At 49.2% G+C, this 13,110-nt stretch carries 13 protein-coding genes; 6 read left to right on the top strand and 7 right to left on the bottom strand.

Translation table 11 applies throughout. From position 1 onward, the window contains the following. Positions 1–168: 168 nt before the first annotated feature. A complete protein-coding gene (locus AC9UG7_RS10785; RefSeq protein ID WP_509587558.1) occupies positions 169–411 on the bottom strand; it encodes a hypothetical protein in 243 nt (80 codons plus the stop codon). A 230-nt stretch (positions 412–641) separates the two neighbouring features. Here AC9UG7_RS10785 and urtA point away from each other — a divergent pair, with 230 nt between their 5' ends. The 6 genes from urtA to AC9UG7_RS10755 all read left to right on the top strand — a co-directional run bounded on the left by urtA (position 642) and on the right by AC9UG7_RS10755 (position 6,530). Further along, positions 642–1,913, top strand: a complete 1,272-nt coding sequence (gene urtA, locus AC9UG7_RS10780) for an urea ABC transporter substrate-binding protein (protein WP_509587556.1) — start codon at positions 642–644, stop codon at positions 1,911–1,913. 107 nt (positions 1,914–2,020) lie between these two features. Further along, the gene (gene urtB / locus AC9UG7_RS10775; protein WP_509587553.1) at positions 2,021–3,601 is read left to right on the top strand and encodes an urea ABC transporter permease subunit UrtB; all 1,581 of its coding nucleotides are present in this window, start codon (positions 2,021–2,023) and stop codon (positions 3,599–3,601) included. A gap of 1 nt (position 3,602) precedes the next feature. Beyond that, positions 3,603–4,727: an urea ABC transporter permease subunit UrtC gene (urtC, locus tag AC9UG7_RS10770; RefSeq protein WP_509587549.1), complete on the top strand. Its 1,125-nt coding sequence runs from the start codon at positions 3,603–3,605 to the stop codon at positions 4,725–4,727. Beyond that, positions 4,724–5,596 (top strand): urea ABC transporter ATP-binding protein UrtD, encoded by an 873-nt coding sequence (urtD, locus tag AC9UG7_RS10765; protein WP_509587546.1) that lies wholly within the window; start codon positions 4,724–4,726, stop codon positions 5,594–5,596. The genes urtC and urtD overlap by 4 nt, the downstream gene beginning before the upstream one ends. A gap of 3 nt (positions 5,597–5,599) precedes the next feature. Continuing rightward, complete coding sequence (urtE, locus tag AC9UG7_RS10760; RefSeq protein WP_509587543.1) at positions 5,600–6,292, top strand: urea ABC transporter ATP-binding subunit UrtE; 693 nt, start codon at positions 5,600–5,602, stop codon at positions 6,290–6,292. Between the two features lie 31 nt (positions 6,293–6,323). Then, entirely contained in the window at positions 6,324–6,530 is a 207-nt protein-coding gene (locus AC9UG7_RS10755; RefSeq protein WP_509587541.1) for a hypothetical protein, read from the top strand. Positions 6,531–6,546: 16 nt separating this feature from the next. Here AC9UG7_RS10755 and AC9UG7_RS10750 read toward each other — a convergent pair whose 3' ends face one another. The 6 genes from AC9UG7_RS10750 to AC9UG7_RS10725 form a co-directional block, all read right to left on the bottom strand. Further along, positions 6,547–7,377 (bottom strand): urease accessory protein UreD, encoded by an 831-nt coding sequence (locus AC9UG7_RS10750; protein WP_509587539.1) that lies wholly within the window; start codon positions 7,375–7,377, stop codon positions 6,547–6,549. An 8-nt stretch (positions 7,378–7,385) separates the two neighbouring features. Then, positions 7,386–8,771, bottom strand: a complete 1,386-nt coding sequence (locus tag AC9UG7_RS10745) for a cyclic nucleotide-binding domain-containing protein (RefSeq protein ID WP_509587536.1) — start codon at positions 8,769–8,771, stop codon at positions 7,386–7,388. Positions 8,772–8,854: 83 nt separating this feature from the next. Continuing rightward, a complete protein-coding gene (locus AC9UG7_RS10740) occupies positions 8,855–9,796 on the bottom strand; it encodes an ion transporter (RefSeq protein ID WP_509587534.1) in 942 nt (313 codons plus the stop codon). After that, a complete protein-coding gene (locus AC9UG7_RS10735; protein WP_509587531.1) occupies positions 9,796–10,818 on the bottom strand; it encodes an ion transporter in 1,023 nt (340 codons plus the stop codon). Before AC9UG7_RS10735 ends, AC9UG7_RS10740 begins: the two co-directional genes overlap by 1 nt. Positions 10,819–10,827: 9 nt before the next feature. Beyond that, positions 10,828–12,483, bottom strand: coding sequence for an ion transporter (locus tag AC9UG7_RS10730; protein ID WP_509587530.1), 1,656 nt, complete (start codon positions 12,481–12,483; stop codon positions 10,828–10,830). An 8-nt stretch (positions 12,484–12,491) separates the two neighbouring features. Next, positions 12,492–13,106, bottom strand: coding sequence for a hypothetical protein (locus tag AC9UG7_RS10725; RefSeq protein WP_509587528.1), 615 nt, complete (start codon positions 13,104–13,106; stop codon positions 12,492–12,494). Between the last annotated feature and the right edge of the window lie 4 nt (positions 13,107–13,110).

The following is a 13,110-nucleotide window of genomic DNA, read 5'->3' as shown; positions in this document are numbered from 1 at the left end:
CAGCGGTGAAGATCAGTAGCTTGTCTTTTTCGCGGGGCGTGAGTTCCATGGCAGATTTTGGCTAGTCAAGTGAAGTGGCCAATTATTGACGCAAATTCTGCACCAAGCCACAAATTGAAAAATGTGTGCTTCTTACACCGATACGTATTCTGAATCACTGGCTTTGTTTCAGATAAACAAAGCATTGTCTAAACAAATGAAATAACGTCTATCAGAAGCTGTCAATGAGTAACAACGAATTAATTCACGAAGAATTACTGGTAAACGAATTCGCGCACATGCTCTTACCCATATCCACAGCATCATCACTGCGAAAGATGCATTGGAGTCTGCACTAGGTGAATCCTCACCCGTCAGCAGTTCACACAAGTCAGAGGCAAAGTCCAAAGGCTCGGGGTCTGTGGTTCGCATCAAATAAAACCTCTGGTTCAGACAAATTCAGCACTGGTTTGGCGCTGAGTTTTTTTGATGCACCTTAGTAGGGCTTGAATTGGGTGCATTTCAAACCCTTCAACCCGATTTGACGCACTGAAATAGTTCAAACCACAGTTTTACTGCATGGCACAAGGCTTGCAAAGGTAGTTGGCGCAGCCCACAAGGCGCGTTTCTTCTAACCCTTGTATTGTTTTGGAGCACATCGAATGTTTAACCGTCGCTTTCATCTGAAAACCCTGGTCGCTGCAGCTGCAGTTGCCAGCGGCTCTTTGTATATGACCGCTGTGCACGCCGCAGACACCATCAAAGTTGGTGTCTTGCACAGCTTGTCTGGCACCATGGCTATTTCTGAAACCGTGTTGAAAGACACTGTGCTGATGGCTATTGATGAAATCAACGCCAAAGGCGGCGTGCTGGGCAAAAAACTTGAACCCGTTGTGGTCGACCCCGCTTCGAACTGGCCTTTGTTTGCAGAAAAAACAAAGCAGTTATTAGGGCAAGACAAAGTGGCTGTGATCTTCGGTTGCTGGACTTCTGTGTCACGTAAATCTGTGTTGCCAGTGGTAGAGGAAATGAACGGTTTGCTGTTCTATCCTGTTCAATACGAAGGTGAAGAACTGTCTAAGAACGTGTTTTATACAGGTGCTGCCCCTAACCAACAAGCTATTCCAGCAGTTGACTATCTGATGAGCAAAGATGGCGGTGCAGCCAAGCGTTGGGTGTTGTTGGGTACTGACTATGTGTATCCACGTACCACCAACAAAATCTTGCGTGCCTACTTGAAAAGCAAAGGCGTGAAAGAGTCTGACATCGACGAAAAATACACACCTTTCGGTCACTCTGACTACCAAACTATTGTTGCTGATATCAAGAAATTCTCTGCTGGCGGTAAGACAGCCGTGGTCTCCACCATCAACGGTGACTCCAATGTTCCTTTCTACAAAGAACTTGGCAATGCGGGCTTGAAAGCCAAAGACGTGCCTGTGGTGGCATTCTCTGTGGGTGAAGAAGAGCTTCGCGGTGTGGACACCAAGCCACTGGTCGGACACTTGGCGGCATGGAATTATTTCCAATCCATCAAGAGCCCTGCCAATGATTCATTCATTAAAAAATGGTCTGACTATGCCAAAGCCAAGGGCATCGCAGGTCACAAGGACAAGCCTTTGACCAACGACCCGATGGAAGCAACATATATCGGTATCAACATGTGGAAGCAAGCCGTTGAAAAAGCCAAATCCACCGATGTCGACAAAGTCATCGCTGCCATGGCCGGTCAAACATTTACTGCGCCAAGTGGCATCACTTCCAAGATGGATGAGAAAAACCATCACTTGCACAAGTCTGTGTTCATTGGCGAAATCAAAGCCGACGGACAGTTCAATGTGGTGTGGAAAACACCTGGTCCTGTGAAAGCAAAACCATGGAGCCCTTACATCGAAGGCAACGACGTCAAGCCTGACGAACCTGTCAAGAAGTAATGCATTAGGGATTGCATTGATTGCATGTGCAGTCAATGCGGGAAGCGAAACATGAGGGGGAGGGCGTGAGTCACTCCCCCTTTTGATGAACAGCGAAAAGAGCAGGTATGAAAGCGATCGTATGGTTTGGGATGTGTTGTTTGTATGGGCTGAGTTTTTCAGTGGCACACGCATTGACATCGCAACAGGTGCATGACATCGTATCGGGGGACACAGACACCCGTATTGAAAGTCTGCAAAAAACATTGGCACAAGCCGATGCACAAACAGCTGTTTTTTTGCAGGCATTGGCTGATGATGCCGTGCTGGTGGCCGGCCAGCAAGTATTGATCGTCAGAGACAACAAGGCCACTGATGCCGTCACTAACCAAGAAACGGCATTACCCACAGGTGCTGAAAATGTGGTCAGCAATAACCGCATGCGCGGTGAAATAGATTCAGCCCTGGCTGCTTTGCAATTGCTCAGTCCTGACGATGCATTGCGAATGAAGGCTGCGCAGGCATTGCTGTCCGAACCCGATCCAAGTAAAAAAATATTGCTTGAAAAAGCGATTGCTGCAGAGAAAAATCCTGCTGTCAGTCAGTTGCTGCTATTGGCTCAAGCTGCGATTGACATCACCAACAACGATGCCAAAGTCCGATTGGCTGCAGCCAAAGCCTTGGGTAACAGCAAAACACCGAATACGCAGTTGCTATTGAACCAACAAATGACGCAGGAAACCGACGCGGCGGTGAAAGCACAAATGCTGGCTTCGCTAGCTGACATCAAATCTGCATTGGCCTGGGGCGAGCGACTCGGTGCGCTTTTCACGGGTTTGAGTCTGGGATCGATATTGTTGTTGGTTGCACTCGGGCTTGCCATCACCTATGGGTTGATGGGGGTGATCAATATGGCGCATGGCGAGTTGATGATGGTCGGCGCGTATGCCACTTATGTCGTGCAAGTATTTTTCCGCAAACACATGGGCGGCGCTTTTGACTACTATCTGGTTGCGGCTTTACCCGTTGCATTCCTCTCGGCAGCTTTGGTAGGCGCCTTGGTGGAACGTGCAGTCTTGCGTCATTTGTATGGACGCCCGCTAGAGACTTTGTTGGCCACATGGGGTATCAGTTTGATTTTGATGCAAACCGTCAGGACATTGTTCGGCGCACAAAATGTAGGCGTTGAAAACCCCTCGTGGATGAGTGGTGGTGTTGAGGTCCTGGTGAATCTCAGTCTGCCTTGGAACAGGTTGTTTATTGTGTTGTTTGCATTACTGGTGCTTGCAGGTGTGGCTTTGTTGATCAGCCAGACGAGGTTGGGTTTGTTTGTGCGCGGCGTGACACAAAACCGCGCCATGGCATCGTGCATTGGCGTGAATACGGCGCGTATAGATACCTATGCTTTTGCACTCGGCTCTGGTATTGCGGGTCTTGCCGGTTGTGCGTTGAGTCAAATCGGCAACGTGGGCCCAGACCTGGGCCAAGGCTACATCGTCGATGCGTTCATGGTGGTGGTGCTGGGAGGCGTTGGCCAACTGGCCGGGACTGTGTATGCGGCCTTGGGTCTGGGTGTATTGAATAAATGGTTAGAAGGTTGGACCGGGGCAGTGTTGGCAAAAATAGCAGTGCTGGTATTCATCATCATCTTCATCCAGAAAAGACCGCAAGGTTTGTTCGCGATGAAGGGTCGCAGTGCGGAGGCTTGAGATGAAAACCATCACGCTTCCTCAACCGGTTCGTTTGCTGTCCCCTTTGGGATGGACCGTATTTATAGGCATCTTGCTGGCTGTCGGTGTGTTGGTGCCTGTACTCAATCTGTGGGTACCTGTGGGTCACGCATTGCACATGAGTGATTTCGCGGTGTCACTGATAGGCAAGATCATGTGCTACGCCATGTGTGCCTTGGCCATGGATTTGATTTGGGGTTACACAGGGATTTTGTCGCTAGGACACGGTTTGTTTTTTGCACTCGGCGGATACGCCATGGGTATGTATTTGATGCGGCAAATTGGTACAGACGGCAATTACAAATCTGAACTGCCTGATTTCATGGTGTTTTTGGATTGGAAAACTCTGCCGTGGCATTGGTATTTCAGCGATAGCTTTATTGCAACATTGCTGCTGGTGGTGCTGGCGCCTGGATTGTTGGCATTGGTATTCGGTTATTTTGCTTTTCGTTCACGCATCAAAGGTGTGTATTTCTCCATCATTACGCAAGCCATGACTTTTGCATTCATGTTGTTGTACTTTCGCAATGAGACAGGGTTTGGTGGCAACAACGGCTTCACCGATTTCAAACGGATTTTGGGCGTACCGATGGCCACACCCGCCATGCGCATGTTGCTGTTTGTGTTGACTGGTATGTGTTTATTAGGGTGTTATTTGGCGGCGCGTTGGCTAGTACAAAGCAAGTACGGTCGTGTGTTGCAGGCGATACGCGATGCTGAAAGCCGAGTGATGTTTTCTGGCTATTCACCGCTTCCCTACAAACTCAGTATCTGGGTGATATCCGCCATGATTTGTGGCGTTGCCGGTGCTTTGTATGTGCCTCAGGTAGGCATCATCAACCCCAGCGAAATGAGTCCAGCCAATTCCATTGAGATAGCGATCTGGGCTGCGGTAGGTGGCCGCGCTACATTGATCGGACCGATAGTGGGTGCATTCATGGTCAATGGAGCCAAAAGCTGGCTGACTGTGGTGGCCCCGGAGTATTGGTTGTTTGTATTGGGCGCTTTGTTCATTGCTGTGACTTTGTACATGCCGCAAGGTGTATTGGGTGTATTCATACACATAAAAAAACGTTTGAAGCGTAGCCATGGAGAGTCCTCATGACACCAGACCTCATGAGTCAGGGCGTTGAGCGTCTTGAGAAACACAAATTCAAACAAGTGCAGGCTTTAGCATCCGGCGGGCGACACGCAAGTTTCTCTCGCATACATCAACCAGGCGAACTCGATCTGGCGCATGGACGCATTTTGTATTTGGAAGATGTGAATGTCAGCTTTGAGGGCTTCAAGGCGATCAATAATTTATCGCTGGATATCGGTGTCGGTGAACTGCGCTGCATCATTGGGCCCAATGGGGCAGGTAAGACCACCATGATGGACATCATCACTGGGAAAACCAAACCTGATTCCGGTCAAGTATTTTTTGGCAGCACTATTGATTTATTGCGTCACAACGAGCCTGACATAGCGCAACTGGGTATTGGACGTAAATTTCAAAAACCGACTGTGTTCGAGCAGTTGAGTGTGTTTGAAAATTTAGAGTTGGCATTGAAAACAGGCAAAGGTGTCAAGGCATCCATGTTGTTCAAACTCAATGGGCAGCAACAAGATAGATTGATTGAAGTGTTGCACACGATTCACTTAGAAAACCACTTATTGCGTCAGGCAGGCAACCTGAGCCACGGGCAAAAGCAATGGCTAGAAATCGGCATGCTATTGATGCAAGACCCTAAGTTGTTGTTACTCGATGAACCGGTAGCCGGTATGACGGATCAGGAAACTGAACGCACGGCTGAATTGTTTTTGTCATTGAAGGGAAAGCATTCGCTGATGGTGGTTGAACATGACATGGCTTTTATCCGACAAATTGCAGATACCGTGACGGTGCTGTGTGACGGTTCGGTGCTGGCGCAAGGATCATTTGACGATGTGCAGGATGACGAGCGTGTCATCGAAGTTTATTTGGGACGCTAAATCATGCTGGCCATAGAACATATTCATCAATACTACGGCGGATCGCACATATTGCGCGATGTCAGTCTGACGGCCAAAGCCGGTCAAATCACGGTGCTGCTAGGCAGGAACGGCGTCGGTAAAACGACCTTACTCAAAGCGTTGATGGGACTGGTTCCTGTGCGAGAAGGCCACATCAGTTTTGCGGGCCATACGATCACCAAAGCCGCGCCTTATGACCGTGCGCGGGCAGGCATAGGGTATGTGCCGCAAGGCAGAGATATTTTCAATCGTCTGACTGTGGAAGATAACCTGCGCATGGGATTAGCGACTCAGCCTTCGTCTGCTGAAATTCCATCAGAGTTGTTTGAACTGTTTCCGATACTTGATCAAATGCGTAATCGCAGAGGCGGTGACTTGTCCGGCGGTCAACAACAACAATTAGCCATTGCCCGCGCTCTTGCCGGCAAGCCCAAATTGTTGGTCCTTGATGAACCGACAGAAGGTATTCAACCTAGCATCATCAAGGACATTGGACGTGTCATTCAACGATTGGTCGCACGCGGTGATATGGCGATTTTGCTTTGCGAGCAATATTATGATTTTGCCGAGGAATTGGCAGATCAATACTGGGTGATGGAGCGTGGCGAGGTGATTGCCCATGGTCCCGGACGGGAAATGCAATCCAAAGGTATACGCAAACTGGTTTCTATTTAAGCAAGGTGAGATTCACGCGGCAGGTATCGGTTTGGCGCATTTGAGCCAATTACCAGATCACTCCATAGTGCATTTGCATTGGGGCTTGTGGGGGGTATTGGCTGCAAGCACCTTGTCCAAGTCGGTGCTTGCAACTGTCAGCGGCGGTTGGCAGTTCGGTTGGCGAGTCGCTTCAGCACTCTTTCTGATGTTGGCAGCCATTGCCTTGACCTTGCTTTGGTTTCAGCCGCCAGTTTGATGCCATGTATGCCCATCTACATGGCCCAGATGCGCGGAGCGACCGCGGGTAATTTCCAGCATTGGTGGCGCCATTGCAACCACACTCTGCGCAGCAAGTCCATGGCACTTTCTACTTGGGCAGACAGTACCCTTACCAGTACCACGCGCGCGTCAGGCGAAGTCACACCAGCTTGTAGCCGTAAGGGATGTGCTTCACACACTTCACGTGCGATGGAAATCACTTCATCCCTGATGGATGGGTCCATGGCTGAGCCATGGGCAAATACCAAAGTCGATTGGCAAGTGTGACCATTCAGCCCTAAAGGACTGCTGAGCAAGCGCTTATCTGTGGCCTCGATCAAACCACGTTCTAACCACACGCCAGCAATTTCCAGATGTTGTTGAAACTGACCGCTGACAAAAGGCAGATTGGAATGCGGCAACCCCAAGGCCGTGACATCCCACGCCATCAGCTCGCTACCGGCTTGCAGATGAAACACCGCTTGGTTATGCGCTTGGCATCCGTTGTAAGCCAATGCTTCTAGGGGCAACCACTCCAGACGGGCACCTTCTGCCAAATAGGCATTCACTTGCTGTTTCGCGGTCAATGCGTCAGAGCCGTAAAACTTGGTGGCGCCGGGTGTGGTGATCAAAGCATGTGCCTGTGCTTGCAGGTTCACATGGATCAATAACTCATCGCCTCCGACTAACCCCGAAGGGGGGTGCACCAGTATGTTGTGACAGACATGGTCACCTTCCGGATAAAGACTTTTGAGAATGCGCAGCGGTCCATGGTGTTCATGACGGGCCACGCAACGCTGGTTTTCGACACTGTAGTCAACCTTCAGTCTGGCCTGCCATCCCATAAGATCCTTTACTCAAAGAGCTTGAATCCTACCGCAGCCACAAAGCCAACCAGTGTTGAAAAGCCAGCCATATTGGGACTGGACAAATGTGCAGCTTCAGGCAACATGGCTGAGCCGATCATGGTCAACATGGCACCTGCAGCAATTCCCTCCACCACAATCATGGCAGCGTGCGGAATCGATTCGCCTACATAGGCGCCGAAAGCTGCACCGACAGCGCAAATCACAGTCAATACCGTCCAAAGCAATATGATTTTGGTCGTGGAGAAACCTTGTTGCTTCATGTTCACGCTGGCCGATAAAGCCTCAGGGAAGTTGGAGAGGAATAATGCGCCCACCAGTGTCAAGGGCATGACATCAAAAAAGGTCAATGACACACCCGCAGATGCTTTGGCAGCTACCAATGACAGCATGACTGTGCCGATGACAAAGCTCTCGGGAATCACATCCAACAGATTACCCAGCCAAATTGCCATGCCTGCATTGCTGTGCTCTTCTTTCATGGTGTTGAGTTCCGTGGCGCTGGGCACTTCAGTGCCTCCGCTACGCAAAGCATCAATGGCCAAGTCTGCCCACTGCTGCTTGGCCATGGCATTTTGATCGAGGTGGCGCTTGTTTTCCTGAATACGTTCACTGGCCAGTTCACGCACTGTGGCGGCAAATTCAGGATGAAGTTTGGAGAAACCTTCGTACTGCGCTTTGTGCAGCACCAGCAATTCAGCGGGACCATGCTCAGAAACTGCGGTGGTGCTGTGTGCTTGATGCGCGAGAAAGGAGACTTCACCAAGCAAGTCTCCGCGTTCAACGGTCCGCGTGCTGCCATCCGTGTGAGTCAGCGTCAGACTACCGGAGCGCAAGATATACAGTTCATGTGACTCATCGCCGGCATTGAACAATGCTTCACCTTGCACAATGAATTTGGGATGCAGCATCTTCAGCAATTCATTCATCAATTCGGGTGACATGCTGCTGAAAAAAGAAGAATTGCCGATGGACTGCATCAATTCAGATTGACGCTTGCTTTTGTTTTTGGCGTGTTGTGCAATCACATACGCGCCTTTGCGTAAATACCCTCCGTGGCTGCTGAGCATCTGGTCAAGCACAATGAAGATGACACCGCCACCGATCAGAGCAATAAGCAATGTAATGAAGTGGTGAATCTCCGTGCTGCGGTCTGCCAAGTCAGCGTGAGCCAACGCCTCGACTGTCGGGGACACCAGTTCAATGGCCAACGCAGAAATCAAAGCACCTGCGCCAAAGCCGCACATGGCGCCGACGGTGGAATTTGACATCGGTGTAGTGATGCCGACGATGGCACCGAGAATCATCGATCCTGCGGCAATAGCACCCAGAATAGCCGCCCAGATCAGCAGGGTATTTCCCATATCGCTCATGTCAACTCCTTTGTTTTACCTCTCACACAGAAAGATCGACAGCGAAGAACACAAGCCTTGAGGGGAACACCTCAGTGCAAGTGTCACTTTTCTGCCAGATTCTTTTCCTGCCGCACTTGTGCCGCAATGGCTTCTACTTGCTCATCAGACATGCCGTATTTCGCCTGCATGTTTTTCAAGTGAGCAGCTTCTTCTTCGGTCACTACCCCATCGGCCAGTACTTCCCGAATTTCCATTTCATACATAGCTTCGCGACGACTTACCTGTGTGGTGTAGGCGGTAGACACCACACCAGTCAGAATAGCTGCCAATGCAATCGCTAATATTTGCGTGACGATCACCAGAATCACACCGGGAAAGGTCACTGGGTCTACATTGCCCCAACCTGAAATGATGGTGATGACAAACCAGTGCATGGCCGCTGGAATAGAGGGAAACACTTCAGGTTGATCATGTCCTTCAATGATGTAAATCAACGATGAAAAAAGCAATCCGCTGATAAACAATAAAAACAATGCAGAAGAGAAAGAATCGCGCTCTGATTTGATCGCCTCAAACATATCGTCCATGGCACTGTTGTAGCGGGACAGTTTGAATATTCGCAGCAGGCGGAACATGCGTAATACACGCAAGTCAGTACCAGGAAACAGCAATTGCAGGTAAAACGGAACGGTACTGAAAAAATCTACCAGTCCAAAAAAACTGAAGATATAACTCTTTCGGCCTTCCCATTCGGTTCCGCCTTCAGCGAGCAGTTTTTGGGCATAAGACCAAACACGCAATACATATTCAATCGAGAAAACGCCGACACTGAATAAATCGAAATAATGGAAATAGTGCCCCCATTCTTCGTGGATCTCCGGCACTGATTCAAGAATGATGGCCACTACATTCAGCACCACCAGCAAGGCGATGAAAATTTCACAGAAGCGACTTGAAGGCTCTGTCACATCTCCTTCAAGGATGCGAAAAACACGCGATTGAATACGTTGATAGGCGGATGGAGTAGAAGTGGATGAAGCCATTATTTCAATTTACCTTGCGCCTGGTCCAGCATGGTCTGGACTTCTTTGTCACTTAACCGGAATTGCGCTTGTAAGCGCTTGAGGGTGTCTCTTTCCGCATCGCTCACTACACCGTCTGCCAGCACTTGTCGCAATTGGGCTTGGTAAGCAGATTTTTTTCGTGAGAGTTGGTTGGCAAACGCCGAGGCCACGATACCGGTCATGATGGCTGCCATACACACACCTAAAAAGCCGGTGAGCAAGGCCACGATCTCACCACCTTTGGTTACTGGTTCAACGTTCCCGTAACCAGAAGTGATGGTCACGATGGCCCAATAAATCGCATGGGGAATCGTGCCGAATTGCTCGGGTTGCGCATGGCCTTCGGCAAAGTGCATGAGCGAAGCAGAGACGATGGTGGCGATCAACAACAGAAAAGCCGCAGAACCGAATGCTCTGCGTTCCGAATACACCGCAGAAAACAAATCTTGTAGGGCTGAGTTGTATTTGGAGAGCTTCAGAATTCGCAACAGACGCAGCACCCGCAATATGCGCAAATCCAGTGTTGGAAAAAATACATGCATGTAATAAGGCATGGTGGCGAAGAAATCCACCAGACCGAAGGGGCTGAATATATAACCGCTTCTGCCTTTCCACGCACTGTCTGCAAACTTCGCGCCTAATGACCAGACGCGCAACACATATTCCAGCGTGAAAAACATCACGCTCCAAAACTCGAGTTCATGGAATATGTCTTTGTATTCAGCATGAATCTCTGGAACCGAGTCGAGAATCACCGCTGAGCAATTGAACAACACCACAATGGTGATTACCCACTCTACATATTTAGACAGCGGTTGAGCAGGAGAGCCGTCCAAAATTTCCATGACGGTTTGGCGCAAACTCGGTTTGGCGACAGCAATTTCAGACATAGCAGAATCAGCAATAGACGTTGATGCAGCAGCAGTCGAAAGGACTGCGCCGCATTGGTGACAAAACAAGTTGTCAGACGGGTTGTCTGAGTGACATTGCAAACAATTCATGCGGCCAACTTAGGCGTTCGATTTCCTTGCCTGCAGTTGCTGCCAGAGAGCCATTTCAGAGGCTGTCAAACGATCAGATGTTTTGGCTGCCGCTTCAAATTTATCTGCGTCGGTCATCAAAGCCAGTTGGTGAATTTGTCCCAGCAAATTTTTGTAATGCTCGATGGCTAATTCTGGTTTTTCAGCAATGATATGAACAGGTAAACTTTTTATTTTGCTCTTTTCGTTCTCTTGTTCTTTTACGATGGTTTCTAGTAGCGCGTTGATTTCTTCAATGGTCAAATGCAAGCGCTTGGCTTCTTGTCTGATCAATGAAATTTCTTCTTCGGTCAAATGTCCATCTTTCAGCATACTCAATAAATTCGCTTTGAGAGCATTTCTTTCCTTGACCAATTGGTCACTGAAAGCTGAAGACAACAAAGCTGCTGGGATGGCGAAGATACCAATACCAATCAAAGCAAGCACAATCGTCATGGCGCGACCCACTGGTGTCACAGGGGAAATATCGCCATAACCCACAGACGCCAGTGTGATCACTGCCCAATAAAACGCAGTGGGAATATTTTCAAACTTGTCGGGTTGTGCTTCATGCTCGAACAAATAGCCCAAACTGGCAGTCAGCACCAACAGCAACATCATGATGAAAGCAGATGCACTCATTACCGGCCATTCGCGCACCAGTACCTTGCCAAGAATCGCAGTCGCGTCGCTATGACGTGTCAGTTTGAGCAAACGAGCCAGACGGAATACCCGCAGAAAACGCAGATCAAACACATGTGACAACACGACCTCTAAGAAGAAAGGCAAGATGGCCAGCAAGTCAATGACAGTGGCTGGAGTGGTCGCTTGCTTGAAGCGTCCTGCAATAGCGTTTTTAAACCCTGGCTCTTCCACACTGGCATAAATACGCATGCAGTACTCGACACTAAAGACCGCTACTGCGAGTGCATCCAAAATGGCAAATTCCACATTGATGGCGTAGCTGATGGAATGCACCGACTCCAGCACGACCGCCAGCACAGAAATAATGACCCATACACCGATAAAGGTGTCAAAAATGGTTTGCATGGTGCCGCCGTAAGCGCTGGGAAACACCAGTGCATGGATACGTTGGCGAAATGTACGGCCACGGTTGAGTTCTCCGAACTCTTTGATTGCTGGAATAACAATGCGAAACAATTTCAAGATTCGCAGTAATCGAAGGAATCGCAAAGCGCGTAAGTCGACTGGAATGAAAGACTGCAAAAAGAAGGGGGCGACAGCCAGAAAATCGATGATGGCAAATGGACTGAAGATGTAAGCCAGCCTTGGTAATTTGCGTTTATTGAACTCAAAATCTTCCGGGGCCAGATAAAGCCGCATCAAGTACTCAATCACAAACACAGTGATAGAGAACAAATCGAAGATATGGAAATAGTGTTTGTAGGGTTCAAAAACCGCGGGCACGTGTTCGAGGACCAAGGTGAACAAGTTGGCCACAATCAGCAAACCGACCCACTTGTCTATGCTTTTCTGGTAATTACCAGGTATGTCTGGGTTCAATAACCACGCATACATCCATTGGCGAAATGGCAAATCAGAAGAGATATCAGCCTCGACGTCCTCACCCATGAGGGTTTTGGCATCCAGATCAATCAGGCGGGGAGCGTGTGTGTTGTTATCCATGATCAACCTCAGAATTCGAATTCGGCTATCTTGATGGCATAAGAGCCTTTGTCACAAATGGACACTCTTAACTGCATTTTTTGATCAATAGGATCGCTTTCTACCAATTGCGAATTGATCACCGGAACTGCAGAGCCCGGTGGCGTGGCAACCATTTTTTCTAAAACAACCGAACCCATCAAGGATTCGTCATCTGGGTTGCACGCCGCGATGAACTTGGGCGTCTCATCGAAAAACGGATTCACTAGTTGTTTGAGATCTGTGTTGGTCATCATGTGCTGAAAACATGCGCCCCAAGTTCCCGGCACCGGTTCTGGGTTGACATCCGGTTCGCCATCTCCATCGGCATCCACTTCTGGCGGCTTGACCGGCGCTTTGCCCCCCGTGCAGGCTGGCATATCAAATGTTTTTTTGAAACGGTTAGCGCCCGTTTCGGTCAACCACTTGGCAATGTCTTCACCGTTTTTCTTGCTGTTTTCAGTGTGCATTGCTTCTAAATAAGCTGAATGACCAAGATTGGCGACCAAGCTCAATATGGCTAAAACGATCAGGATAAATACCCAATCGGCCAAAGTGGGCGTGGTTTTCACTGACTGCGCTGCGGGCGATTGGGTGTTTTCCATGGGG

The organism is Limnohabitans sp. (assembly GCF_046052765.1).
Classification (GTDB): Bacteria; Pseudomonadota; Gammaproteobacteria; order Burkholderiales; family Burkholderiaceae_C; genus Limnohabitans.
This window is presented reverse-complemented; position numbering and strand designations above follow the sequence as displayed.